A 25,735-nucleotide genomic window follows, 5' to 3' on the forward strand; every position below is an offset into this window, starting at 1 on the left:
CGCGCCGGCCGCGGCGCCGTCCTACAGGTCCTGCGAGTCGGGATCGGGTTCGCCGTACGGCTCGGGCTCGTACGGCTCGGGCTCCGGGCCCGGCTCCGGCTCGTCGCCCGTCCGTGCCGGGCGGTCGACGTAGCGCAGGACGCCCCACATGCTCTCCGGCGGCGCGTACTGCGGAGCCGGTTCGCGGCAGCCCTCCAGCTCTCGGAGCAGCGCGGGGCCGTCCGTACCGGCGCCGATCAGGACCAACTGGCTCCGGCGCGGCTCGCCGCGGCCCCAGGGGCCCGGCGCGAAGCGGAGGAAGCGGCCGACCGCGTGGACCTCGTAGCGCTCTTCGTGGCCGGGGACGCCGAAATGGACGAAGCCCTTGATCCGGTACAGCCCGGCCGGGCGGCGGTCGAGGAAGTCGATGAACCGGCGCGGGTTCAGGGCCTGCTCGGAGACGAACTCCGTGCTCTCGTACACCATGTGGGCGTGCCCCGTGTGGTCCTCGTGACCCCTGCGGCCCCCGTGCCCCTCGGGACCTGTGTGGTCCTCGTCTGCCTCCCGGGCCTGCGAGATGAGGTCCTCGAAGGACAGCTGGCCCCGGGTCTCGGTCCACGGGCGCCGGTCGAAGAGCAGCTCCGGGTCGATCCGGCCGTGGTCGGCGGCCACCACCGGCGTACCGGGGCAGAGCGTGCTGAGCTCGGCCTCGATCCGGGTGAGGCCGGCCGCCTCCACCCGGTCGGCCTTGTTCAGCACCACCAGGTCCGCGACGGCCAGGTGGCGGTCGGTCTCCGGGTGCCTGGCCCGGGTCGCGTCGAACTCCGCCGCGTCCAGGACCTGCACCAGGCCGCCGTACCGGATCGCCGGGTTCTCGCTGGCCACCAGCATCCGGATCATCTCCTGCGGCTCGGCGAGTCCGCTCGCCTCGATGACGATCACGTCGATCCGGTGGACGGGTGCGGAGAGCTTCTCCAGGTACGCGTCCAGCTCACTGCCGTCGACCGCGCAGCACAGGCAGCCGCCGCCGAGGGAGACCATCGAGTCGCCGACCTGGCCCGCCACGGCCATTGCGTCGATCTCGATCGAGCCGAAGTCGTTGACGACGACGCCGATCCGGGTGCCTCCCCGGTTGCCGAGGAGATGGTTGAGCAGGGTCGTCTTTCCGGATCCGAGAAATCCGGAGAGCACGACGACGGGGATGGGCTGGGCGGGCTGCCGCGCGGCCTGCTGGGCGGGCTGACTGCTGTTCACGCGGCCGATCGTAGTCAGCCGAGCGCCGGAACCGGCTCGGGCGGGTTCGGGCCGACGTACCGGGCGGCCGGACGGATGATCTTCGAATCGGCGGCTTGTTCGAGGATGTTCGCGCTCCAGCCGACCACACGGGCCGCGCAGAAGGTCGGGGTGAACATCTCGCGCGGCAGTCCGCACAGCTCCATGACCACGCCCGCGTAGAACTCCACGTTGGTGTGCAGTTCCCGCCCCGGCTTGAGCTCGGCGAGGATCTCCTCGACGTGCCGTTCCACCTGCACGGCGAAGTCCGCCAGCGGACCGCCGAACTGCAGCGCGATGTCCCGCAGCAGCCGCGAGCGCGGGTCCTCGGTCCGGTACACGGGGTGCCCGAAGCCCATGATCCGGTCCCCGGCGAGCACCCGCTCGCGGATCCACGGCTCGATGCGGTCCGCCGTGCCGATGGCGTCCAGCGTGTCCAGGGCCCGGCTCGGCGCGCCGCCGTGCAGCGGGCCGGAGAGCGCCCCGATCGCCCCGGTGAGGCAGGCGGCGACGTCCGCGCCGGTGGAAGCGATCACGCGGGCGGTGAAGGTCGAGGCGTTGAAGCCGTGGTCGACGGTGGAGATCAGGTAGCGCTCGACGGCCCGCGCCTTGACCGGGTCGGGCTCCTGCCCGGTGAGCATGTACAGGTAATTGGCGGCGTACGGGAGGTCGTCGCGCGGCTCGACCGGCTCCAGGCCCTGGCCGAGCCGGTGCAGGGCGGTGAGCAGGGTCGGTACGGCGGCGCAGGCGGCCAGGGCGTCGGCGGCCCGTCGCCCGGGGTCGATGTCGTAGACCGGCCGGAAACCGGCACAGGCGCCGAGCAGCGAGAGCGCGGTCCGCAGCCCGGCCAGCGGGCCGGAGAGTGCTCCGGCCCGGGCGAGGCCGGGCAGGGCGTCGCGCACCGCGTCGGGCAGCCTGCGCAGCGGGGCGATCTCGGCGGCGAACGCGGCCCGCTCGGCGGTGTCGGCCGGCAGGGCGCCGCGGAACATCAGGTGCCACACGTCCTCGAAGCTGCGGCTCGCGGCGAGCTCGACTGCCGAGTACTGGCGGTAGTGGTAGAAGCCCTCGCGGCCTCGGACGTCACCGAGTTCGGTCTCGGTGACCACGACTCCCGCGAGACCGCGGGGCACATCGACGGTGGTGTTCATGCATCGACCATCCATGATGGATTGAATCCTTGTCAATGTTGATTAAATCAACATATGTAGCCTGTGTGTCATGAACGACCAGGCGGACGGCGAACGGCGGCTCAGCACCCGGCAGGCAGCGCAACTGCTGGGGGTGAAACCGGCCACGGTGTACGCGTACGTCAGCCGCGGCCAGCTCACCAGCCGCCGCGATCCGGTCGGCCGCGGCAGCAGCTTCGACGCGCGCGAGGTGGAGGCCCTGGCCCTGCGCACCCGCCGCGAGGCGGCGGCGCCCTCCGGCGCGGAGCTCGCCGTACGCACCTCGCTCACGCTCATCGAGCCCGGCCGGTACTACTTCCGCGGCGTGGACGCCGTCGAACTGGCAGCACGGCACCGCTACGAGGAGGTCGCCGAGTGGCTCTGGACCGGGACGCTGCCGCGCGGCGTGCGGTTCTCCGCTCCCCCGGAGCTGCTGGCCGCCGCCCGGCGGGCCGTGGCCGCACTGCCCGCGCACAGCGGCCCCATCGACCGGCTGCGAATGGCGACCGCCGCCGCCGCGGTGGCGGATCCGCTGCGCTTCGACCTGTCCGCGGAGGCCGTCCTCGGCTCCGCGCGCTGTCTGATCCCGACGCTGGCCGCCGCCCTGCCGGTGGTGGGCCGGGCGGAGCCCGCGACCGGGACGCTCGCGGAGCAGCTGTGGTGCCGGCTGACCGGGCAGGAACCGCACCCGGCGGCCCTGGGCGCCCTCGACCTGGCCCTGTCGCTGCTCATCGACCACGATCTGGCCGCCTCGACCCTGGCCGTGCGGGTGGCCGCCTCGGCGCGGGCCCATCCGTACGCGGCGGTGTCCGCCGGCCTCGGCGCGCTCGAAGGGCCACTACACGGAGCAGCCGGGCGGCTCGCGCACCGGATGCTGGTGGAGGCGCTGGAGCGGGGCGGGGCCGCACCGGTGGTCGCGGACCATCTGCGGGCGGGACGGCGGGTTCCGGGGCTCGGGCACCGGCTGTACGAGGGCGAGGACCCCCGGGCCACGGCGTTGTTCGCCCGGCTGGAGAACGTGCCGCAGGCCGGACCCGCGCTGGCGGCCGCCCGGGATGTCGTCGCCACGACGGCGGCCCGGCGGCCCGGGCTGCACGCGAACGTGGACCTGGCGCTGGCGGTCCTGACGGTGTCCTGCGCCATGCCCGCCGAGGCCGGGGAGACGGTGTTCGCGGTGTCCCGGACGGCGGGCTGGATCGCGCACGCACTGGAGGAGTACCAGGAGCGGCCCCTGCGGATGCGGCCGAGCGGCCAGTACCAGGGGCCGCGCCCGCCACAGCCGATGCCCTGATCGGCACCGGGCCGATGCGCTCGCGCAAAGCCGACGGGGGCCGTGCACGTGGCTTGCGGATCGGCTACGAACCGCCCGGGCCTCCCGTGCCCCAGGGGCTGTGCCACTTCTCCATGCTCAGGGGAGATTCCGCTTACGCCGAAGGCCGCCTACGGTTGCCGGCATGCGGTTCCCCCACGTGAGCGCTCGGCGCCTCGGGCTGCCCAGACGGGCCGTCTCGCAGATCCTGCTGACCCAGCTGGCCATCGCCGCCGGGGTGGCCGTGCTGGCCGCCGGGCTCTTCCTGGCCCCGCTCAGCGCACAGCTCGACGACCAGGCCATGCGGCGCGCCCTGGCCATCGCCCAGAGCGCGGCGGCGGACCCTTCGCTGGCGGCCGGTCTCCTCGACTCCGGGCCGACGGCCGACAGCCCGGTACAGGCCGCGGCCGAGCGGATCCGCCGGGCCACGGGCGCCGAGTACGTGGTCGTCATGGACCTGGACGGCATCCGCCGCTCACACCCCGCCACCGACCGGATCGGACTGCGCGTCTCCACCGATCCGAGCGACGTCCTCGCGGGCCGCGAGGTCATGGAGATCGACGAGGGCACGCTCGGCCGCTCCGCCCGCGGAAAGGTCCCGCTCGTCGCGGCCGACGGGGAGATCATCGGCGCCGTCTCGGTCGGCATCGCCTACGACAGCGTCCGCGACCGGCTGCTCGGCGCCGTCCCGGGCCTGCTCGCCTACACGGGCGGCGCCCTGGCGGCAGGCGCGCTCGCCGCCTGCCTGCTGTCCCGCCGGATCCAGCGGCAGACCCGCGACCTGGCCTTCTCCGATATCGCCGGCCTGCTCGCGGAGCGCGAGGCGATGCTGCACTCCATCCGCGAGGGCGTGATCGCCCTCGACCGCGACGGCCGGCTCCGGCTGGTCAACGACGAGGCCGCCCGGCTGCTGGGCCTCGCGCCGGACACCGCCGCCACCCTCGCCGGGCGCCCGCTGGACGACGTACTGGGCGCGGGCCGCACCACCGACGTCCTCGCCGGCCGGGTCGCCGGCCGCGACCTGCTCACCGTCCAGGGGCCCCGGGTACTGGTCGCCAACCGGATGCCCACCGAGGACGGCGGCGCCGTCGCCACCCTGCGCGACCGCACCGAGCTGGAACACCTCGGCCGCGAGCTCGACTCCACCAAGGGCCTGATCGACGCCCTGCGCGCGCAGGACCACGAGCACGCCAACCGCCTCCACACCCTCCTCGGCCTGCTGGAGCTGGGCCTGCACGAGGAGGCAGTGGAGTTCGTCACCGAGGTCGTCGGAGTGCACCGCAGCACCGCCGAACAGGTCACCGAGAAGGTCCACGACCCGCTGCTGGCCGCCCTTCTGGTGGGCAAGGCGACCGTCGCGGCCGAGCGCGGCGTCCCACTGCGCCTCGCCGACACCACCTTCCTCCCCGACTGCCTCGTCGACCCGGGCGGTCTCGTCACCATCACGGGCAACCTGGTGGACAACGCCCTGGACGCGGCGGCGGGCTCCGCCGCGCCCCTGGTCGAGGTCGAGCTGCGCGCCGAAGGCCGTACGGCGATCCTCCGGGTGCGCGACAGCGGCCCCGGCGTGCCGGCAGCCCGCCGCGAGGAGATCTTCACCGAGGGCTGGTCGACCAAGCAGCCCAAGGCCCACCGTGAGCGCGGGCTGGGTCTCGCGCTCGTACGCCGCCTCGCGGAGCGGCAGGGCGGCACGGTCCGGGCCGGCGGGGCAGCGGACGGAGGGGCGGAGTTCTCCGTCGTACTCCCGGAGGCCCTGCGATGAACGAGACCCCGAGCAGCGTCTGTGCCGTACTGGTCGTCGACGACGACATGCGTGTTGCCCGGATCAACGCGGCGTACGTGGCGAAGGTTCCCGGCTTCCGTGTCTGCGCCCAGGCCCATTCGGCCGCCGAGGCCCTGGCCTGCCTCGACGCCCGTCCCGTGGACCTGATCCTCCTCGACCACTACCTCCCGGACGAGAACGGCCTGGACCTCGTCCGCAGGCTGCGCCAACTCGGCCACCGCACCGACGTGATCATGGTCACGGCCGCCCGCGACCTGGCCACCGTCCAGTCCGCCATGCGCCTCGGCGCCCTGCAATACCTGGTCAAACCCTTCACGTTCGCGGGCCTGCGGGCCCGGCTTGAGGCGTACGGCGCCCTGCGCCGCACCCTGGAGACGGGCGGCGAGGCCGAACAAGCCGAGGTGGACCGGATCTTCGGCGCCCTCGCCGCGGCCGGCTCCCCGAACGAGCTGCCCAAGGGCCACTCCGCCACCAGCGCCGAACTGGTCCGCCAGGTCCTGCGCTCCGCCGAGGGCCCGCTCTCCACCCAGCAGATCGCGGACCGCGCCGGCATCAGCCGTCAGACTGCCCAGCGCTACCTGAAGCTCCTGGAGCGCACCGCCCGGGTCACCCTGGCGCTGCGCTACGGCGAGACGGGCCGCCCGGAACACCGCTACTCCTGGCTCCCGTCCGAGGGCGCGTAGCCGGCGGACGGGACGGCGCTCAGACGGCCCCGGCGCCGGTCAGGGAGCGGACCTCCGTCTCCGCGTGCCGCGCCGCGTCCGGCTCCTCCGCCGAGGTCACCGTGCCCATCCAGCCCGCCAGGAAACCCAGCGGGATCGAGACCAGGCCCGGGTTCTGAAGCGGGAAGAACTGGAAGCTCACGCCCGGGAAGAGGGAGTCCGGGCTCCCGGAGACCACCGGCGACACGACGACCAGCACCACCGCCGGAATCAGGCCCCCGTACACCGACCAGACCGCGCCCCGCGTGGTGAAACCGCTCCAGAACAGCGAGTACAGCAGCACCGGCAGATTGGCCGAGGCCGCCACCGCGAAGGCCAGCCCCACCAGGAACGCCACGTTCAGGTCCTGGGCGAGGAGTCCCAGGGCGATCGCCACCGCCCCGATCCCGACGGCCGCCGCCCTGGCCACCGCGACCTCGCTGCGCTGGCGTGCGTGGCGGCGCCTGAGCGACGCGTACAGGTCGTGCGCGACCGAGGCCGAGGACGCGAGCGTGATCCCGGCGACCACGGCCAGGATCGTGGCGAAGGCGATCGCCGCCACGAAGGCGAACAGCACCGCTCCCCCGGTCGAGTCGGCCCCGCCGCCCAGGAAGGCCGCGAGCAGCGGAACCGCAGTGTTCCCCGAGGCGTTGGAGGCCCGCACCTCGTCCGGACCCAGCAGCGCGGCCGCCCCGAAGCCGAGCACGATGGTCATCAGGTAGAAGCCGCCGATCAGCGCGATCGCCCACACCACCGACCGGCGGGCCGCCCGCGCGGTCGGCACCGTGTAGAAGCGCGACAGGATGTGCGGCAGCCCGGCCGTCCCGAGGACCAGCGCGAGACCGAGGCTCATGAAGTCGAAGCGGGAGGTCCAGTCGCCGCCGTACTTGAGCCCCGGGCTCAGGAACCGCCGCCCGTGCCCACTGCGGTCGGCGGCGCTCGTGAGCAGCTGGTCGAAGTCCCCGTGGAAGCGCAGCAGTACGAGCACGGTGAGGGTGACGGCCCCGCCCATGAGCAGCACGGCCTTCACGATCTGGATCCAGGTGGTGGCCCGCATTCCGCCGAAGGACACGTAGACCACCATCAGCGCCCCGACCCCGATCACGGTAAGCGTCCGGGCGGTGGTGTCCGAATCGCCGAGCAGCAGGCCCACCAGGCTGCCCGCGCCGACCATCTGGGCGACGAGGTACAGCACCGAGACGGTGACGGACGAGATGCCGGCGGCGATCCGGACGGGCCGCTCGCTCATCCGGGCCACGACCACGTCCGCGAGGGTGAAGCGCCCGCAGTTGCGGACCAGTTCCGCGACGAGGAAGAGCACGACGAGCCAGGCGACGAGGAACCCCACCGAGTACAGCATGCCGTCGTAGCCGAAGAGGGCGATCAGGCCGGAGATGCCGAGGAAGGAGGCGGCGGACATGTAGTCGCCGGCGATGGCGAAACCGTTCTCCAGTGGTGAGAAAAGCCGCCCGCCGGCGTAGAACTCTTCCGCCGATCCGCGCCGGTTGCGGCTGACCCAGGTGGTGATCCCCAGCGTGACCGCGATGAACAGGCTGAACAGCATCAGCGCGAGGGTCTGGTGCTCGGTGGTCACCGGCCGGCCCCCCGGTTCCGGTTCCTCTCCTGGCTGCGCTCCTGCTCGAAGACCGTCCAGCGCAGGTCCAGCGCGGCCCGGTCCCGGCGCAGCCGCGCGTGCCGGGCGTACGCCCAGGTCAGCAGGAACGTGCTGAGGAACTGGCCGAGGCCCGCCAGCAGCGCCACGTTGACCGCCCCGACGACGGGCCGGGCCATGATGCCGGGCGCCATGGTGGCCGCGACGACGTACCCGAGGTACCAGAGGAAGAAGCCTGCGGTCGCGGGGACGACGAACCCGCGGTAGCGGCTGCGGACCTCCTGGAAAGCGGCGCTGCGCTGCACTTCGAGGTAGATGTCGGATGCCCCGGGCGCGGCCCGGCCGCCGGCCGCCGGACGCGGGGGCGCGGGATCCTCACCCTCGCCCTCCCCCCAGCCGACGGCGAGCGCGTCGTACCAGGGGTCGTCGAGCCGGATCGTTCCGGCGTCGGGACCTTCGTGCTTGTCCACCGAACTCTCCTTGTCCACTGCCGCATTGGCCGCGTGCCCACAAGGATGTGCGGTATGGACGTTTTCCGGACTGGTGTCCCGGTGCTCTTCACTCCAACAGGTGATGAAGCGAAGAGCACCGGTGTGCCGGTGCGCCCCGTCAGGCGTCGATGCGCGAGCGGTCCAGGGTCGCCGCCGAGCTCGTGATGAACTCCTTGCGCGGCGCCACCTCGTTGCCCATCAGCAGGTCGAAGACCTGCTCGGCCGAGTCCAGGTCGCCGATGTTGATCCGGCGCAGGGTGCGGTGACGGGGGTCCATGGTCGTCTCCGCCAGCTGGTCCGCGTCCATCTCGCCGAGACCCTTGTAGCGCTGGATCGAATCCTTGTACCGGATGTTCTTGCGCTGGAATTCGAGCAGCGTCTGGCGCAGTTCGTTGTCCGAATACGTGTAGACGTACTTGTCCTGGCCCTTCTTGGGCTGGACGAGTTCGATCCGGTGCAGCGGCGGCACCGCGGCGAAAACCCGGCCCGCCTCGACCATCGGCCGCATGTACCGCTGGAAGAGCGTCAGCAGCAGGCAGCGGATGTGGGCGCCGTCCACGTCGGCGTCGACGAGCAGGACGATCTTCCCGTACCGCGCGGCGTCGATGTCGAAGGTCCGGCCCGAGCCGGCTCCTATGACCTGGATGATCGCGCCGCACTCGGTGTTCTTGAGCATGTCCGAGACCGACGACTTCTGGACGTTCAGGATCTTGCCGCGGATCGGCAGAAGTGCCTGGAATTCCGAGTTCCGCGCGAGCTTGGCGGTGCCGAGGGCGGAGTCGCCCTCGACGATGAAGAGCTCGCTGCGCTCCACGTCGTCGCTGCGGCAGTCGGCCAGCTTCGCGGGCAGCGAGGAGGTCTCCAGCGCCGTCTTGCGGCGCTGCGCCTCCTTGTGCTGCCGGGCGGCGATCCGGGTCCGGGCGGCCGCGACGATCTTCTCCATCACGGCGCGGGCCTGCTGCTTGTCGTCGCGCTTCGTGCTGGTCAGGAAGGCCTTGAGCTCCTTGGCGACCACGGCCGCGACGATGCGGGCGGCCGCCGAGGTGCCGAGCACCTCCTTGGTCTGGCCCTCGAACTGCGGCTCGGCCAGCCGGACGGTGACGACCGCCGTCAGGCCCTCCATCGCGTCGTCCTTGACCACGTCGTCCTCGGCGACGCGCAGCAGCTTCGCCGAGCGCAGCACCTCGTTCACGGTCTTGGCGACCGAGCGCTCGAAGCCGGTGATGTGGGTGCCGCCCTTGGGCGTGGCGATGATGTTGACGAAGGACTTGACCTGGGTCTCGTACCCGGTGCCCCAGCGCAGGGCGATGTCCACGCCGAGCTCGCGGGTGACCTCGGTGGGGGTCATGTGGCCGCGCTCGTCGAGGACGGGGACGGTCTCCTTGAAGGTGCCCTGGCCGCTCAGGCGCAGCACGTCGCAGACGGCCTTGTCCTGCGCGAGGTAGTCGCAGAACTCGCTGATGCCCCCGTCGAAGCGGAAGGTCTCCTCGGTCTTGCCGGCTCCGTCGATGGCGCGCTCGTCGCGGACGACGATGGTCAGGCCGGGGACGAGGAAGGCGGTCTGGCGGGCGCGCTGGTAGAGCGTGTCCAGAGAGAGCCGGGCGTCCTTGAGGAAGATCTGCCGGTCGGCCCAGTAGCGGATCCGGGTGCCGGTCTTGCCCTTGGCGACCCGCTTGACCTTGCGCAGGCCGTTGGCGGGGTCGAAGGGGCCGTCGGCGCCCTGCTCGGTGAACATGCCCGGGACGCCGCGCCGGAAGCTGATCGCGTGGGTGGAGCTGTTGCGGTCGACCTCGACGTCCAGCCGGGCGGAGAGGGCGTTGACCACGGAGGCGCCGACACCGTGCAGGCCGCCGGAGGCCGCGTACGAGCCGCCGCCGAACTTGCCGCCGGCGTGCAGCTTGGTCATGACGACCTCGACGCCGGACAGCCCTGTCTTGGGCTCCACGTCGACGGGGATGCCGCGGCCGTTGTCGCGGACCTCGACCGAGGCGTCCTCGTGGAGGATCACCTCGATGTGGTCGCAGTAGCCGCCCAGCGCCTCGTCGACGGCGTTGTCGATGATCTCCCAGAGGCAGTGCATGAGGCCTCGGGAGTCGGTGGACCCGATATACATGCCGGGGCGCTTGCGGACGGCCTCAAGACCTTCGAGGACGAGCAGGTGCCGCGCGGTGTAGTTGGAGCCGTCCCGGTCTGCTCCGGACAGCAGCGCGCTGGAAGGCACGGACGTGTCGGCGGTCACGCAGTTCGCTCCTCGCTGAATTTCTTTTTCTGGCCCGTCGGGCGCAGGGTGGCTCGGTTGCCCGTCGAAGGGTACCGAGGCCTGGTAGAGCCGATGCAACACCACCCTCGCCCCTTCATCAGCCTAGTGCAGGACCGCACGGATGTTCGATCCCCCGGGGGAGTGAAGCAAACATCACGTTCCCTTCCAGGCATGAACCATTTAGGGTTCGGGCACGTCCTCATGAACAACCGGCACTCACGCCGGGGAGGACGGAACTGCGACAAGCGAACGACTGACAACGCGAAACCGTAAAGCAACGCAATACGGCTCCTTCGCCGCCAACCGGCAACAGCCGGCCAGCTTCGGAAGGAAGTTTCGAGGAAAAGCCGCGAGCGGGAACGTTTTCGGCCTGGTTGGATGTTGACCCTGGTACGACAGCTCGTCGAGCTAGAGAAGAGGCGACGTGACTACTGTTCTGACACCCGCGACCCCGCTGACGGCCGCTGACCGATGCGACCGTTGCGGCGCCCAGGCATATCTGCGCGTCGTCCTGCTGAGCGGCGGTGAACTGCTGTTCTGCGCCCACCACGGGCGTAAGTTCGAGCCGGAACTCAAGAAGATCGCCGCGGATATACAGGATGAGACCGAGCGGCTTACGTCCGCTCCGACGGCCAATGCCGACACCGAGGACCGCTGACACAGGCCTATACCTCGCATCCGACGAGCCAGGACCGGCCAGGCCGGTCGACGGGCGGCACCTCTGAGACCCAGGGGTGCCGCCCGTCCTCACGTCCGGCCGGTCCGGCTAGCGGCTCCCGCGCCGACGCCGGCCCCCCGGCGCTCCCTGGGCACCCTGCGGCTCTCCCGCCACATGCCCCCGTACAGGCCGTGCAGCCGGTGCGGAGCCCCTTTCGGCACCCCACGCGATGTCCTGGCCGACGCTTCGCCGTGGGGCCGTCTCCGGGGCCGTCACGAAGCCGGTGAGCGGTGCGATCTTCGTGTACACCCCCGGACTGTCGGGGCGACCGCAGCCGCGCCCCCAGGACACCAGTCCGATGAGCCGGCCCTGGGCTACCAGCGGCCCGCCGCTGTCCCCCTGACACGCGTCCCGGCCGCCGTCGCGGTGACCCGCGCACACCATGGCCTCGGGCCGGTACTGTCCGTCCGCGTCCCCCGGGTAGGCATGCAGGCAGACCTCGTCCGCCAGCACCGTCACCCGCGCGGCACGCAGCGCGTACGCGTAGTCGCCGAATCCGCTCGTGTCGCCCCAGCCGTACACGGCCGCTTCGCCGCCCGCCGCGTAGCCGGAATGCCCCTCTTCGGCCATGGGGAGCACGTAGTGCGCGGGCACGGCCTCGGCGAGCTCCAGCACGGCCAGGTCCCCGGCATTGGTCCGTGTGTCGTACGCCGGATTGACCCGGGCCGAGCGCACCGGGATCTCCCTGCCGTCGGTGCCGCGCAGCTGCGTACGCCCGGCGACCACACGGAGGTCGGGGACGGACTCCAGCGGGCCGCCCAGCACCTGGCGGCCCAGGCAGTGGGCCGCGGTCAGGACCTTGGTCGGACCCACGATGACGCCCCCGCAGAACTGACCGCCCCGCGTACCCCCGAACCGGTCACGGCTGGCGAGGGCCACCACCCACGGACTGTCGGCCGCCTTCACCGGGTTCCCGCCGATCACCACACTGTCCGCGGCTGCCTGCGGCACCTGGGCCAGCGGCGCCGCGGCCGCTCCCGCCACCAGGGTCAGCGCGCCCGCCAGAGCACGGGAAAAGGGACGACGCATGAGGCCTCCTGACTCTGAGTGTGCATGACTCCACCCAGAGTGGGACGCCAAGTGGCCGTGCGCACCCGCGCACGGCCACCTCCGTACGGCCCCCGGCCCGGTCAGTCCAGGTAGTCGCGCAGGACCTGGGAGCGGGACGGGTGGCGCAGCTTCGACATCGTCTTGGACTCGATCTGACGGATCCGCTCGCGCGTGACGCCGTAGACCTTGCCGATCTCGTCCAGGGTCTTCGGCTGGCCGTCGGTGAGACCGAAGCGCATCGAGACCACGCCGGCCTCGCGCTCGCTGAGCGTGTCGAGCACCGAGTGCAGCTGTTCCTGGAGAAGCGTGAAGCTCACGGCGTCGGCCGGGACGACCGCCTCGGAGTCCTCGATGAGGTCACCGAACTCGCTGTCGCCGTCCTCGCCGAGCGGCGTGTGCAGGGAGATCGGCTCACGGCCGTACTTCTGGACCTCGATGACCTTCTCGGGGGTCATGTCGAGTTCCTTGGCCAGCTCCTCCGGGGTGGGCTCGCGGCCCAGGTCCTGGAGCATCTGGCGCTGCACGCGGGCGAGCTTGTTGATGACCTCGACCATGTGGACGGGGATGCGGATGGTGCGGGCCTGGTCGGCCATGGCGCGGGTGATCGCCTGCCGGATCCACCAGGTCGCGTACGTGGAGAACTTGTAGCCCTTGGTGTAGTCGAACTTCTCGACCGCGCGGATCAGGCCCAGGTTGCCCTCCTGGATCAGGTCCAGGAAGAGCATGCCGCGGCCGGTGTAGCGCTTGGCCAGGGAGACCACGAGGCGGAGGTTGGCCTCCAGCAGGTGGTTCTTGGCTCGGCGGCCGTCCTCGGCGATGATCTCCAGCTCGCGCTTGAGCTTGGGCGCCAGCTTGTCGGAGTTGGCCAGCTTGTCCTCGGCGAACAGGCCCGCCTCGATCCGCTTGGCGAGCTCGACCTCCTGCTCGGCGTTGAGGAGGGGGACCTTGCCGATCTGCTTGAGGTAGTCCTTGACCGGGTCGGCGGTGGCGCCGGCCACGGCGACCTGCTGGGCCGGGGCGTCGTCCTCGTCATCGGAGATGACGAAGCCCTTGCTCTCGCCGCCGTCCTCTTCCTCCTCGGCTTCCGCCTTGACCGTGCCGGGGCCCTCTTCGAGGGGCTCCGCCTCGCCGGCCTCGTCGGCGTCCTTCTTGGAGGCGGTCTTCTTGGCCGCCGTCTTCTTCGCCGTGGTCTTCTTGGCGGGTGCGGCCTTCTTGGCCGCCGTCTTCTTCGCCGTCGTCTTCTTCGCGGCGGGCTCGGTTCCGGGCTCCTCCGCGGGAGCGTCCACGGGCTCCGGGTCCACCGTCTCGGCCGCGGGTGCCGCGGCGGCGACGGTCCGCGCAGCCGTCGTCTTGTCCGCGACGGTCTTCGTGGCCGTCCGCTTGGCCGGGGTCTTCGCTGCGACGCTCTTGCGGGTGGTGCGCTTGGGCGACTCCGCGGCACTGACCATCAGCGTCACACCCTCTTCCTCGAGGATCTGGTTGAGGCTGCGCAGAACATTCTTCCACTGGGTCGCAGGAATCTGGTCAGCCTCGAAGGCCCGACGCACGTCATCGCCGGCGATCTGCCCCTCGGCCTTGCCCCGCTCGATGAGCGCCATCACAGACTCGGAATCGGCGATCTCCGGCGGGAGCGTACGGGATGTGCTGGCCGACACGAACAACCTCTCGGAACGATGGGAACGGCTTCCGACCCCGGCCGGGTCGTGCTGGACCGGAGCCGACGACCACCGACTGGGGATGGGCCGGGGGCGCGGGCAGGGGCCGGGGAGCTGCACAGCACCCCCAAGGGCTGCTGTCTTCCCTCCGTCGGCCATCACCTCTCTAGGTCATCGCTTGACCTCGCGGAGTGTTACGCCCAATTCTTCGTGGCCCGAGTCACACCCCCGATTGCCCCGGTGCCCGTCATACGGTCGTACACACGTGGCGGACGCGGCCGGATGCCGTCGAGTGAGGTCGTGCACGGTGGTGCGGGGCCGTGGGGACCGACATCGGCCGACGTGTGCGGAGGGCCCCGGGCACCGGTGCCGCCGGGCCTTCTCCCCGGCCCGCCGCGCGGAGGCACCCCCAGCGGGGTACCTCCGGGCCCGGCGACGCGTGCGAGCACCCCGCGCCGCCGTCCGTCCGCCCGTCAGTGCTCGCGCGGGGCGGGTACCACGCGCTCGACCTCCGGGTGCACCGTCAGGAGCTGGCGCATGGCGCTCTCGGCGCCCGTCGCGTCACCGGCGGCGAGGGCCTCGACGATCCGCGCGTGGTGCGCGACGCACGCCTCGCTGGGACGGTCGCAGGCAGTGACGGGGCTGCCGGAGACCTGGAGCGCGGCGGAGACGATGCCGGAGAGGTGCTCCAGCATGCGGTTGCCGGCGACCTGGATGAGGAGCCCGTGGAACTCGTTGTCGGCGCGCGCGAAGGTGATCGCGTCGCCCTGGCCGAGGGCGTGGCCCATGATCTCGACCATGTCGGCGAGGCGCTGCTGGATGTCCGGGCGGCCGTGGCCGGCGGCGAGGCGGGCGGCGAGCGGCTCGATGGTCCAGCGGAGCTCGTTGAGCTCGCGGCGTTGGTCGTCGCGCTGGGGGCCGAATGCGCGCCACTCGATGATGTCCGGGTCGAGCAGGTTCCAGTCGGCGACCGGTCGGACGCGGGTTCCCACGTTGGGGCGGGCGCTGACGAGGCCCTTGGCCTCCAGCACGCGGAGCGATTCGCGGACCACCGTGCGGGAGACTTCGAAGCGCTGGCCGATCTCCTCCGGGACCAGGGGGCGGTCCGCGCCGAGGTCGCCGGAGACGATCATCTGGCCGAGCTGCTGGACGAGTTGGCCGTGCAGTCCGCGGCCGCGGCTGCCTGCCGCGCGGCGGCCGACCCGGCTCAACTCGACGTCGGCGCCGTCCCAGTGGGGCGCTCCGACGCGGTCGGTGCCGGGGGCCTCCGCGTAGGGGTAGCGGTCGAGTTCGCCCGGGCCGGCGAGGCCGGAGTCGGCATGGCGGGCGGCGGTCATCATGGTGTGCGCAAGGGTACTCACGAATCCTTTGTCGGCCGCGCCTCGATCACCCTTGAGGTCTTTGGTGAAAAGCACACGAAAGGGTGATCGGTGCCACCTGCGCAATTGACGACTTATCGTAAAGAACCAGGCTCTTTACGGGGAGTTGTGATCCGGTTCGCGTGATGTGGACCGGACCGGTCCTGTTGAGACCATTCCCGGCGTCGGAACGATCACGAACGGTCCGTTACCAACGGACGCGGCTGCGCAGTCCTGTGAACCCATAGGCGCACAACAGGACCATCAGCGACAACACCAACGCGGTGCCGACGGGTTGGGTCATCACCCTCAGAACGCCCAGGACCAGGCGGTCCGCCTCCGGGGGCCATTGCGCCCAGGCCAGCCCGCGCAGCCTGGCGGCGAGCCCGCTCGCCGGGTACGCGGACGGCCCGTCCAGCACCTTGCGCACGAGCGGAACGACCATGACCGGTACGGCGAGCACGGCGGCCAGGCCCGCGACCGCCGACCGGAAGACGCCGGAGGCCAGTACACCGGCCCAGGCGCAGCCGACGAGGAGCCCGGCCCAACTCACGGCCGGGGAAACCCATTCCGCGGGGGTGCGCAGCGGGCCGCGGCCGAAGACGAGTTCCAGGGCGGCGGCGTCGGAGGCGACCGCGAGCGTACCGAAGACGAGGGCGAGGCCTGCGCAGACGGCGAGTTTGGCGGCGAGCAGGCTCATCCGGCGCGGCACGGTGCCGCGGTCGGCGGCGAGCGCGGGATAGCGGTACTCCTCGCCGAAGGCCAGGGCGCCGAGCAGTCCCGCGCCGAGGGCCGCGGGGGGCAACGGCAGCAGCTCCGGCCAGGCGGCGAGCAGCCGGTTCTGCGGGGTGTCGCCGACCCGGGCCAGGACCAGGGCGGTGACGGCGGAGACGACGGAGACGACGGCCGCGGTGAGAACGGGCGTGGCGGTACCGAAGACCCGGCACAGCTCGTACCGCATCGGGCGCAGCGGGCCGCCCACCCGGCGCACCGGCGAGGCGGGCCGCCCGCTGCACGCTGCTGCCCGGCTGCCGCCGGAGGAGGCCGGGGAGCCGGCTTCGGCCGGGGCGCCCGCCGGGACGTCCGTCCGCACCGGACCCGGTCCCGGGTCGGTGCGCGCCTGCGGCACCGGCGGCTCGGGCGGCCGGGGCGCGCCGGCGTCCCCGGTCTCGTCGGCGAGCTGGTGGACCAGCACACCGTGCCGGAACGCCGCTTCGCCGATCTCCGCGCAGCTGCTGCCGTACACCGACAGGCGGCTGCCGCTCTCCTCGACGATCTCCACCGCGCGCCGGGCGTCGCGGGCCTCGCGGCCGAGCACGTCGGCCAGCCGGGCGGCGTGCGGGCTGCGGACGGCGACGCGCGGCCGCAACCGGGTGCGGGCGAACTCGGCCGCGTCCTGGTCGGCGACGAGCCGGCCCGCCTCGATGCTGACGACCCGGTCCGCGGTGCGGGCGGCCTCCTTCGCGTCGCCGGTGGCGAAGAGCACCGCGCCTCCGAGGGAGGCGTGGCTGCGCAGCAGCCCGTGGAGCCAGCCGCGTTCGCGGGGCGGGAGTCCGGCGCCGGGATCGTCGAGGAGCAGCGTGCACGGGTCCGCGAGCAGCGCCGCGGCCAGCCCCAGCCGGCGCTCCATGCCGAGCGAGAGCGAGCCGAGCCGCTGGTCGCGCAGGCCCGCGATGCCGACGGTCTCCAGCATGGCTTCGGCCCGGGAGGCCGGGACCCCGGCGGCGGCGCACAGCATCCGCAGCTGGCCCCGGACGGTCCGTGACGGGTTGCCGGGGACGTCGCCGAGCAGCACTCCGACCTCACGGCCCGGATACGGGATCCGGTGCAGCGGGCGGCCGCGGAAGTAGGTGACGCCGCGGCCCGGTTCGAGTTCGAGCATGAGCCGCAGCGCGGCGGTCTTGCCCGATCCCGGTTCGCCGAGGAGGGCGGTCACGGTCCCCGGGCGGGCCTCGAACGTGAGGTCGTCCACCAGGGGCGGGAGGTCTCGACGGGGTGTGCTGGTGAGTCCGATGGCCTGGAGCATCGCTTCTCTCGCGGGGGGTGAGACCGCTCTGCGGCAATGTGAGTACCGCAAACAAGATAACGCGATATATCCGATTTTCAGGGCAATCGGGGCGCGCTCGCGCCCGTGTCGACGCCTCAGACTTCCGGGCGCAGCATCGGCGGGTTGAGCAGGGTCGCCCCGCCGGCCCGGAACAGCTGGGCGGGCCGGCCGCCCTGACGGGTCGTCGTCCCCCCGGCCGGCACCAGGAACCCGGGGGTCCCGGTGACCTTGCGGTGGAAGTTGCGGGGGTCGAGGGATACGCCCCACACCGCCTCGTAGACCCGGCGCAGCTCGCCGACGGTGAACGCGGGCGGGCAGAAGGCGGTGGCCAGCGAGGAGTATTCGATCTTGGATCGGGCCCGCTCCACACCGTCGGCGAGGATCCGGGCGTGGTCGAAGGCGAGCCCCGAGGCCGCCTGGTCCTCGACGGCCAGGAGCTCGTCGACGGGAGCCCAGCGCGCGCTGTTGGCGTCTCCGCCCGCCCGGGGTGCGGGGAGGTCCGGAGCAAGCACCAGATGCGCCACGCTGACGACACGCATGCGCGGATCCCGCTTCGGATCCCCGTACGTGGCCAGCTGTTCGAGATGCGCCCCGTTGTCCGCGCCCGGCTCGGCCGGGTCATGGGCGCACAGGCCGGTTTCCTCGGAGAGCTCGCGCGCGGCGGCCGCGGCCAAGTCCTCGTCTCCGCGCACGAAGCCGCCGGGCAGGGCCCAGCGCCCCTGGAACGGCTGCTCACCCCGCCGGACGACCAGCGCACAGAGCGCGTGACGCCGCACGGTGAGCACGACCAGGTCGACAGTGACAGCGAAGGGCGGATAGGCCGACGGGTCGTAGGGCGACATGCCGCGATCATAGTCGTCTGCCTGACGATAAACAGGGCTTTGGCGATCCCGGAGGCCGCGGTCACAAGGCTACCCGCCCAGTTGGAGCGCATCGGCCGCCTCCTCCACCATGCCGAGGCCGAGCCGGCTGATCCGGACGGCGAACGGTTCCCCGGAGACCCGCAGGCCGGAGAAGCGCAGGGCACCGAGGGGAGCACCGCGCAGCGGGACGAGGGCGACGGTGCCCGCGGGGACATCGGGACGGATCCCGGCGAGGGCGGTCAGTGCGTGCACCCCCGCGGCCGCGGCCACCGCCGCGGGGCGGCAGGCCGCCGGGTGCGGGAGCGGCGCACTGCCCGCGGTGCGCTGCTCGGCGGCGTACATCTCCGGCAGCCGGTACCCGAAGCTCTCCGCGGCGTCCAGCAAGCCCCTCAGCAGTCCGGCGGCCTCCTTCTCGAAGCCGGCCTGGGCCAGCCCGGAAACCGCCACGGCGCTCTCGTACGCCCGCACCGCGCCCGAGCGGTGCCCGAACGGGTTGTGACCCGGCTCCCGGAATGCCATGCTCCGCAGCCCCCATCCGGAATCCATGGCAGGGGCGCCGAGGAGCCGGGCGAGCTGTTCGGTGCGGATCCGGTCCAGCAGCCCCGGGGCGAGCCGGCCGCCGCCCAGCAGGCCGGTGTCCAGGAGGTGGGCCGCGGCCCCCGTCAGCCGGGGCAGCGGCCTCCCGTCGGGATGCCGGGCCGCCGCGGGCCGTCCGCCGTCCGGGCCGTCGATCCAGAACCCGTCCCGGAACCGCTCCCGCAGTACGGCCGCCCACTGCCGCCACTCCTCGGCGCCGGGCCGCCCGCATCCGGCGAGCAGGTCGGCCCCGAGCAGAGCGGCCCGGTGGGCATGGGCCTGCGTCTCGCAGCGCCGCGGCCCGGGATCGGGATCGGCCAGGAAGCCGTCCTCCCCCAGGGCGCCGCGCAGCCAGTCCAGGCACCGCTCGGCCGCCGGGAGGAGCCGGGCCACCTCCGCCTCGGGCATCCCCCAGCGCCGGGCCTCGGCCAGCACGGCCGGGAAGGCGAGCGTCGCCTCGGTGCCTGTACACCCCGGCGGCAGCTGCGGACCCGCCCCGCGCAGCGGTCCCGGGATCTTCCCGGCATCGGGGCCGTGGCCGCCGGTCTGGGTCCGCGCGAGGGTCCGCAGGGTTGCCGCGGCGAGCCCGGTACCGAGCGGCAGCGACATCCTGGCGGCCCACAGGGACTCCGCCGGAGCCAGCCCGAGCCGCCACGGCACCCCGGCAGCGGCGAAGGAGTCAGCAGGCTCCTCGCGGTCCCGCATCAGCAGCGCACCGAGGTCCTCGACGCTGCTGCGGAACCAGGCCTCGACCCGCGGGTCGTCCCCCTCTCCCCGGGCGGCGGCCAGCGGGTTGGCCACCTGCCCGGCCGGGGCCCGCGCCGTCCGGTCCTGGGTGGTCCGCAGCTCGATGGTGCGGGACTCGCCGGGCCCCAGTTCGAGCTGCCAGCGCAGCAGCCCCACCGAGGCGAGCGCGTCGTCCGGGGCCGGCTCCGCCACGGTGACGGACTGCGCCTCCCCGGTGCTCCAACGCAGCCCGGCGGCGTGCACCCCGGCCGGCAGTTCGGGCCCGGCCCGGCCGGCGGCCACCGCGGCCAGCTCGGTCAGGTCCGTGCCGAGAGACACCTCCACCGGAAGGCGCAGCGGCCGGGCCGTGAAACTGCGCAGGGTGATCCGCTCGGTGCCGTCCGCATGCCGGACCCGCTCCACGCCGACGTCCGGGTCGGGGCCCGCTTCGGCCCCGGTGCGGACCGTCGCGGTGAAGGCGGCCCGGTCGGAGCCGAGGCTGCGTCCCTGGACGGCGACCGGGTCCCGCCCGCCGACCCGGAGCACACAGCGGGAGAGCAGCCTGCGCCCGGAGCGGTAGATCCCGTCGATCCCCCGTCCGGTCAGCTGGCCGTGTTCCGGCGAGATGACCAGGCAGGGCGCGGAGACGCAGATGACGGCGCCGTGCACGGGCGGCAACTCGGTCGTGCGGGCGAGCGGTACGGAGTGGGCCATGGATCGCCTTGTCTGGGCTGTCTGCGCTCCGGCCGGTTTCGCTGGGCGGCGGCGCGGCCGGGCCCCCGCCACCCTCCAGCTGAACGCCCCCACCCCCGCCCGGGTCACGGGCCCCGGTGGCGGCTGCGCCCGTCCCGGGCCGTGCCGGTGTCGCAGCCGCCGCAGGTCGGTCCTCACGGCGTCCCGGATCCGGCGCACGGGATACCGCTCGCCCAGGGCCGCGCCGCGGCCCCGGCCCCCGTCCCGGCTCACTGGTCGCTCCCCGCGGGGCGGCGGGGCCGGCGGCGGGGCCGGGCGTCCCGGCGGCCCGGAGGACGGGTGGTGGCCGCGGCGCGCTTGCGGCGCGGCTCCCGGCGGCGCCGCTCCTCCCGCAGGCAGGCCCGCAGCCCCTCCGGGTCGATGCCCTCGTTGCAGGCGTGGTGGAGCAGTTGCGCGAAGCGGTACTCGGCGTCGGCCCGAAGGGCCAGTCCGAGGACGATCCGGGCGGTCGGCTCGTCCCCGGTGGACCAGGAGACCCAGCCGGCGAGGGTGAGCGGGGCCGCGGCATGCTCGCCGTAGGCCCCGACGCAGCGGCGGGCCAGCGCCCGCCACAACCGCAGGGCGGGGGGCGCCTCCTCCCCCTCCATCCACTCGGCCGCGACGTCCCTGATCTCACGGTCCTGGAGGCCGAGGATCAAGGTGGCGGCCTCCTCGTGGCCGAGCAGCGCGTCGTCCCAGTCGTCGGCTCCCGGGCCGCCCTCGACGGGCGGGGCCATGGTCATCCGCTGCATCAGGGTGCGAGCCAGAGCGACGGTCTCCGCGCCGACCTCCTGCCGGGTGGCCCCGTCGAGGATCTTCGGCACGAGGGCGGCGGCCGCCCGGTCCAGGGCCCGCTCCATCTCCACCGCCACACCGCCGCGCAGCGGTGCCAGCCGGCCCTCGATCTCCCGGAGGGAGCCCCTGACCCGGAGTCCGGCGAAGGTGGCCGTAGCCGCCATCACCGAGGTGCCGGTCGCGGCCACGGGGCTGCCCTCGGCCGGGCAGCACCGCTCGTCGGGGCAGCAGTACGACCAGAACCGGCCGCCGGAGATGCACAGCGCCTCCATGACGGGCACGTCGAGCGCCCCGCAGGCCAGGCGGATGCGCTGGGCCAGCGGTCGCAGCCGGGTCATCACCCGCTGGCCGCTCTCGCCGCCGGCCGGGTCCTGGCAGAGGAAGACGACGATGCCGTCGGGCTTGCCACCGCGCCGCTCGCTGCCCCGGATCAGGCAGTCGGCGACCTGTCGGGCGGTGTCCTCCCATTCCGCCGGGGCCGCGGGGATGCCGACGCGGAGCCGGCCGCCGAAGCGGCCGCCCTCGCCGTGCACGGCGACCATGACGAGGGAGTCGCTCGGATGGAAGCCGAGCATGTACGGCAGCGCGTCGGCCAGTTCGGCCGGGCTGCGCAGGGTGATCCGAGGGTCGAGTGCGGGTCCGGAGGGGCTGATGGAGGGCCGGTCGGACGGGGTGCGTGATGCGCGGTCGTTCGTCATGCCCCGACGGTCCCGCGGACGATCGAATCCGGAAACCCCTGTGGATAACCATTGACCGTTCAACATCCACAGGTTCAGGACGCCATTGGCGCGATGTCGGAGCCATCGGGTTGCATGGGGGCATGAACGCAGACCTGAGGACCTCGGCCGACTCCGTACTGGCCCGTCTCGTGGGCGATCCCACGGGCTCCGCCCGCCTGCGCGAGGACCAGTGGCTCGCGATCGAGGCCCTCGTCGCGCACAAGCGGCGGGCGCTGGTGGTGCAGCGCACGGGCTGGGGCAAGTCCGCCGTGTACTTCGTCGCCACCTCCCTGCTCCGGGCGAGCGGCGCGGGACCCACCGTGATCGTCTCCCCGCTCCTGTCACTGATGCGCAATCAGGTGGAGGCCGCCGCCCGCGCCGGCATCCGGGCCCGCACCATCAACTCCGCCAACCCCGAGGAGTGGGAGGGGATCCAGGCGGAGGTCGCCGCGGGCGAGGTCGACGTCCTGCTGGTGAGCCCGGAACGGCTCAACAATCCCGATTTCCGCGACCAGGTGCTCCCCAAGCTGTCCGCTGCGACGGGTCTGCTCGTCGTGGACGAGGCCCACTGCATCTCGGACTGGGGTCACGACTTCCGGCCCGACTACCGGCGGCTGCGCACGATGCTGGCCGACCTTCCGCCCGGCGTCCCGGTGCTGGCCACGACCGCGACGGCCAACGCGCGCGTGACCGCAGACGTCGCCGAGCAGCTGGGCACCGGGGCCGGGACGGACGCGCTGGTCCTGCGCGGCCCGCTGGACCGCGAGAGCCTGAGCCTCGCGGTACTGACCCTGCCCGACGCGGCGCACCGGCTGGCCTGGCTCGCCGACCACCTCGGCGAACTCCCGGGCTCCGGAATCATCTACACACTGACGGTGGCCGCCGCCGAGGAGGTCACCGTGTACCTGCGCCACCGCGGCCACACGGTCTCCTCGTACACCGGAAAGACGGAGAACGCCGACCGCCAGCAGGCCGAGGACGACCTCCAGGCGAACCGGGTCAAGGCCCTGGTGGCCACCTCGGCATTGGGCATGGGCTTCGACAAGCCCGACCTGGGTTTCGTGGTGCACCTGGGCTCCCCGTCCTCCCCCATCGCGTACTACCAGCAGGTCGGCCGCGCCGGCCGCGGTGTGGAGCACGCGGAGGTGCTGCTGCTGCCCGGCCGGGAGGACGAGGCCATCTGGCAGTACTTCGCCTCGGTGGCCTTCCCGCCGGAGCAGCAGGTACGACGCACGCTCGAAGTCCTCGCCCAGGCAGGCCGACCGCTGTCGCTGCCCGCCATGGAGCCGCTGGTCGACCTGCGGCGCACCCGGCTCGAAACGATGCTCAAGGTCCTCGACGTGGACGGCGCGGTGCACCGGGTCAAGGGCGGCTGGACCTCGACGGGCGAGCCGTGGGTGTACGACGCCGAGCGCTACGCCTGGGTGTCCCGTCAGCGGGCCGCCGAACAGCAGGCGATGCGGGACTACGCGGCGACCACGGGCTGCCGGATGGAGTTCCTGCGCCGCCAGTTGGACGACGAGGAGGCCGCGCCCTGCGGCCGCTGCGACAACTGCGCCGGGGCCCGGTTCACGGTGGACGTGTCCGCCACCGCCCTCGACACCGCCCGCGGTGAGCTCGGCCGCCCCGGCGTGGAACTGGAGCCGCGCAAGATGTGGCCGACCGGGCTGGCGGCAGTCGGCGTGGACCTGAAGGGCCGTATCCCTGTCGGGGAACAGGCCTCCACCGGGCGGGCACTGGGCCGGCTGTCCGACATCGGCTGGGGCAACCGGCTGCGCCCGATGCTCGCGGCGCAAGCTCCGGACCAGCCGATTCCGGACGATGTGGCGCAGGCCGTGGTGGCAGTGCTCGCCGACTGGGCCCGGGGGCCGGGCGGTTGGGCCTCCGGAGCCCCGGACGCGCCCGCCCGGCCGGTGGGCGTGGTGGCCCTCCCCTCGCACAGCCGTCCTCAGCTGGTCGGCTCCCTGGCCGCACGGATCGCGGAGGTCGGGCGGATTCCGCTGCTCGGCGCGCTCGCGTACACGGACCAGGCACCGCAGTTCGGCCTGCCCTCCTCCAACAGCGCTCAACGGGTGCGCGGGCTCCACCAGGCCTTGAGCGTGCCCCCGGCGCTGGCGTCGAATCTGGCGGAGGCGGCGGGGCCCGTACTCCTCGTGGACGACCGCGCGGAGAGCGGCTGGACCCTCGCGGTGGCCACCCGGCTGCTGCGGCGGGCAGGCGCGAAGGGGGTGTTTCCGCTGGTGCTGGCGCTTCAGCTGTAGTCGGATGCGTCATCTTCGGCGTGGCGGGGCAAGGATATGAACGGCATACCGGCGAATTCCGGTCGGCGGCGCCAATTGCTCGTTGCCGCATGCTCTCAGGCCACGCGAGAATTGGAGTGCTCCCGCTCGGCTCGACGGCGCTCCCCTGAGCCGCGCCGCGGCGCGCCCGCACTCCAGCTGTGCCCGTCCGCGGGCGTGTACCCGAAGGGAGGACCGTGACCTTCGGATTCGCCCCGCCCGCAACCACGTCACTGACAACGGCAGCCCGCGGCACCAGCCGGCACGGCAGACTGCTGGAACCCGCCGAGTGGACAGCGGCGGGCATTCCCCTGCTGCGCAACCCGCGCGAGGTCGTCAGCGGACTGCATTCCCGGCACAGTCCGGTGCCTTCGACTGCGGTGATCGCCGTTCTCGGCCCCGAGGAACAGCTCGTGGCGAGTGCCTCCTTCGTCCAGCGGTCGTCCTCGGCCGACGGCTGGGAATACCGCAACGCCCTGCTCGCCGGGCTGCGCCGGGTCATCCCGCACGACCTGCGGCGCCGGACCCCGGTGCGGACCGCGGTGCTGCTGTACTGCCGCGAGGGCGACGAGCGGTGGACCGAGGAGGACGGCGCCTGGATGTGGGGGCTGCGGGACGCCTGCACCCTGCACGGGCTGCGCTGTGGCGCGTACATCACGCTGACCCGCGGCGGCTGGCAGGTGCTCGGCGAAGGCCGGGGCGGCCGGCACCCCAGCTCCGACTCGCGGCCCGAGCGCCTCGGCGACACCGTTGCCGAGTTCCCCGCGCTGACCCTGCGTACCGGCGGCGGCGCGACCGAGGCCCTGCGCCACACCGCCGCGCGCTGAGACGGCCGACCCGCCCGAACCCGTACCGCGTTCGGGCAGCCCGCACAGCCGTACACCCCGGAACGGGCGTACGGCAGGTCAGGCCTCGGGCTTCAGCGGGGCCGACTCCCGGCCGGCCCCGCCCCTCGCCGGTGCCGGGGCACGGGGCGTCAGACGCCCGCGCCCAGCACGGAGTTGATCTGCTGCGGGTCGCCGCACACGATCAGCAGCGCACCGGCCCGCGTGAGCGCGGTCGGCAGGGCGGCGGCGGTCGCCCCGACCGGTCCGCCGTTGGCCGCGAAGACCACGACGGGACGGCCTGCAGCGCGCTTGACCTGCGCCGCGTCCGCGTAGAAGACGTCGTCCCCGGCGTCGTGCAGGGCCCAGTACGCGGCCTCGCCGAAGGACAGCTCGTGTGCGGCCCACGGGTGCGGGTCGCCTGTGGTGAGCACCAGGATGTCGCCGGGCGCCCGCCCGGTGTCGAGCAGCAGGTCGACGGCCTCTTCGGCCGCGTCCAGCGCACCCTCGGCGGAAGCCGGGATCAGCTGGATCTGCGGCACCGCCGCGGACACGGACGGTGCGGTGTGGGTGGCGGGAACGGGCCCGGTGGCCTGCGGCGCGCGCTGCGCCGACGGTGCGGGCCTGGGGGCACCTCCCGCGCGGCTTGCCGCTGCGGGGGAGGGACCGGGGCGCCCGGGCCGCGGAACGGCGGCGGGACGCGGACCTGGTACGGGGCGGGGGGTCTGCGCGGTGCGGCTCGCGGCCGGCGTGACGCGGGGACCCTGGGCACTCTCGTGAATCTGAGGCTCCTCGGGTGTGAGAGGCAGGAGTTGATGTC

Annotated in this window: 19 protein-coding genes; 6 read left to right on the forward strand and 13 right to left on the reverse strand. The window is 73.1% G+C overall.

Going from position 1 to position 25,735, the window contains the following annotated elements:
• Nucleotides 1-21: 21 nt before the first annotated feature.
• Both ABTY04_RS17650 and ABTY04_RS17655 read right to left on the reverse strand, forming a co-directional pair.
• The gene (locus ABTY04_RS17650) at nucleotides 22-1,233 is read right to left on the reverse strand and encodes a CobW family GTP-binding protein (protein ID WP_352214240.1); all 1,212 of its coding nucleotides are present in this window, start codon (nucleotides 1,231-1,233) and stop codon (nucleotides 22-24) included.
• A gap of 14 nt (nucleotides 1,234-1,247) precedes the next feature.
• Entirely contained in the window at nucleotides 1,248-2,414 is a 1,167-nt protein-coding gene (locus ABTY04_RS17655) for a citrate synthase (RefSeq protein WP_352214241.1), read from the reverse strand.
• Between the two features lie 55 nt (nucleotides 2,415-2,469).
• Between ABTY04_RS17655 and ABTY04_RS17660 the strand changes: the two genes are divergently transcribed.
• The 3 genes from ABTY04_RS17660 (at nucleotide 2,470) to ABTY04_RS17670 (ending at nucleotide 6,192) form a co-directional block, all read left to right on the forward strand.
• Nucleotides 2,470-3,708 carry a citrate/2-methylcitrate synthase gene (locus tag ABTY04_RS17660; RefSeq protein WP_352214242.1) on the forward strand — a complete coding sequence of 413 codons (1,239 nt, stop codon included), beginning with the start codon at nucleotides 2,470-2,472 and terminating at the stop codon, nucleotides 3,706-3,708.
• Between the two features lie 163 nt (nucleotides 3,709-3,871).
• A complete protein-coding gene (locus ABTY04_RS17665; protein ID WP_352214243.1) occupies nucleotides 3,872-5,488 on the forward strand; it encodes an ATP-binding protein in 1,617 nt (538 codons plus the stop codon).
• The gene (locus ABTY04_RS17670) at nucleotides 5,485-6,192 is read left to right on the forward strand and encodes a response regulator (protein ID WP_352214244.1); all 708 of its coding nucleotides are present in this window, start codon (nucleotides 5,485-5,487) and stop codon (nucleotides 6,190-6,192) included. The genes ABTY04_RS17665 and ABTY04_RS17670 overlap by 4 nt, the downstream gene beginning before the upstream one ends.
• Before the next feature lie 19 nt (nucleotides 6,193-6,211).
• Here ABTY04_RS17670 and ABTY04_RS17675 read toward each other — a convergent pair whose 3' ends face one another.
• The 3 genes from ABTY04_RS17675 to ABTY04_RS17685 form a co-directional block, all read right to left on the reverse strand.
• Nucleotides 6,212-7,804, reverse strand: coding sequence for a monocarboxylic acid transporter (locus ABTY04_RS17675; protein ID WP_352214245.1), 1,593 nt, complete (start codon nucleotides 7,802-7,804; stop codon nucleotides 6,212-6,214).
• Complete coding sequence (locus tag ABTY04_RS17680) at nucleotides 7,801-8,292, reverse strand: DUF485 domain-containing protein (protein ID WP_352214246.1); 492 nt, start codon at nucleotides 8,290-8,292, stop codon at nucleotides 7,801-7,803. Before ABTY04_RS17680 ends, ABTY04_RS17675 begins: the two co-directional genes overlap by 4 nt.
• Before the next feature lie 139 nt (nucleotides 8,293-8,431).
• Nucleotides 8,432-10,552, reverse strand: coding sequence for a DNA gyrase/topoisomerase IV subunit B (locus tag ABTY04_RS17685; RefSeq protein WP_352214247.1), 2,121 nt, complete (start codon nucleotides 10,550-10,552; stop codon nucleotides 8,432-8,434).
• Nucleotides 10,553-10,997: 445 nt separating this feature from the next.
• Here ABTY04_RS17685 and ABTY04_RS17690 point away from each other — a divergent pair, with 445 nt between their 5' ends.
• A complete protein-coding gene (locus ABTY04_RS17690) occupies nucleotides 10,998-11,231 on the forward strand; it encodes a DUF7455 domain-containing protein (RefSeq protein ID WP_030154305.1) in 234 nt (77 codons plus the stop codon).
• A gap of 108 nt (nucleotides 11,232-11,339) precedes the next feature.
• Here the strand turns inward: ABTY04_RS17690 and ABTY04_RS17695 are convergent, their stop codons facing one another.
• The 7 genes from ABTY04_RS17695 to ABTY04_RS17725 all read right to left on the reverse strand — a co-directional run bounded on the left by ABTY04_RS17695 (nucleotide 11,340) and on the right by ABTY04_RS17725 (nucleotide 21,791).
• The gene (locus ABTY04_RS17695) at nucleotides 11,340-12,320 is read right to left on the reverse strand and encodes a S1 family peptidase (RefSeq protein ID WP_352214248.1); all 981 of its coding nucleotides are present in this window, start codon (nucleotides 12,318-12,320) and stop codon (nucleotides 11,340-11,342) included.
• A gap of 101 nt (nucleotides 12,321-12,421) precedes the next feature.
• Nucleotides 12,422-13,996: an RNA polymerase sigma factor gene (locus tag ABTY04_RS17700; RefSeq protein WP_352214249.1), complete on the reverse strand. Its 1,575-nt coding sequence runs from the start codon at nucleotides 13,994-13,996 to the stop codon at nucleotides 12,422-12,424.
• Between the two features lie 473 nt (nucleotides 13,997-14,469).
• Nucleotides 14,470-15,357 (reverse strand): FadR/GntR family transcriptional regulator, encoded by an 888-nt coding sequence (locus ABTY04_RS17705; protein WP_352214250.1) that lies wholly within the window; start codon nucleotides 15,355-15,357, stop codon nucleotides 14,470-14,472.
• A gap of 205 nt (nucleotides 15,358-15,562) precedes the next feature.
• Nucleotides 15,563-17,380: an ATP-binding cassette domain-containing protein gene (locus ABTY04_RS17710; RefSeq protein WP_352214251.1), complete on the reverse strand. Its 1,818-nt coding sequence runs from the start codon at nucleotides 17,378-17,380 to the stop codon at nucleotides 15,563-15,565.
• A 116-nt stretch (nucleotides 17,381-17,496) separates the two neighbouring features.
• The gene (locus ABTY04_RS17715) at nucleotides 17,497-18,243 is read right to left on the reverse strand and encodes an NUDIX hydrolase (protein ID WP_352214252.1); all 747 of its coding nucleotides are present in this window, start codon (nucleotides 18,241-18,243) and stop codon (nucleotides 17,497-17,499) included.
• Nucleotides 18,244-18,312: 69 nt separating this feature from the next.
• Nucleotides 18,313-20,280: a glycogen debranching N-terminal domain-containing protein gene (locus tag ABTY04_RS17720; protein ID WP_352214253.1), complete on the reverse strand. Its 1,968-nt coding sequence runs from the start codon at nucleotides 20,278-20,280 to the stop codon at nucleotides 18,313-18,315.
• A 248-nt stretch (nucleotides 20,281-20,528) separates the two neighbouring features.
• Nucleotides 20,529-21,791, reverse strand: a complete 1,263-nt coding sequence (locus ABTY04_RS17725) for a DUF4192 domain-containing protein (RefSeq protein WP_352214254.1) — start codon at nucleotides 21,789-21,791, stop codon at nucleotides 20,529-20,531.
• Nucleotides 21,792-21,913: 122 nt separating this feature from the next.
• Here ABTY04_RS17725 and ABTY04_RS17730 point away from each other — a divergent pair, with 122 nt between their 5' ends.
• Nucleotides 21,914-24,073 (forward strand): RecQ family ATP-dependent DNA helicase, encoded by a 2,160-nt coding sequence (locus ABTY04_RS17730; protein WP_352214255.1) that lies wholly within the window; start codon nucleotides 21,914-21,916, stop codon nucleotides 24,071-24,073.
• 215 nt (nucleotides 24,074-24,288) lie between these two features.
• On the forward strand, nucleotides 24,289-24,918 hold the full coding sequence (locus ABTY04_RS17735; protein WP_352214256.1) for a hypothetical protein: 630 nt from the start codon (nucleotides 24,289-24,291) through the stop codon (nucleotides 24,916-24,918).
• Between the two features lie 149 nt (nucleotides 24,919-25,067).
• Here the strand turns inward: ABTY04_RS17735 and ABTY04_RS17740 are convergent, their stop codons facing one another.
• A complete protein-coding gene (locus ABTY04_RS17740) occupies nucleotides 25,068-25,724 on the reverse strand; it encodes a hypothetical protein (protein WP_352214315.1) in 657 nt (218 codons plus the stop codon).
• Nucleotides 25,725-25,735 lie beyond the last annotated feature (11 nt).

Source organism: Streptomyces sp. NPDC097981 (assembly GCF_040302565.1).
Lineage (GTDB): Bacteria > Actinomycetota > Actinomycetes > Streptomycetales > Streptomycetaceae > Streptomyces.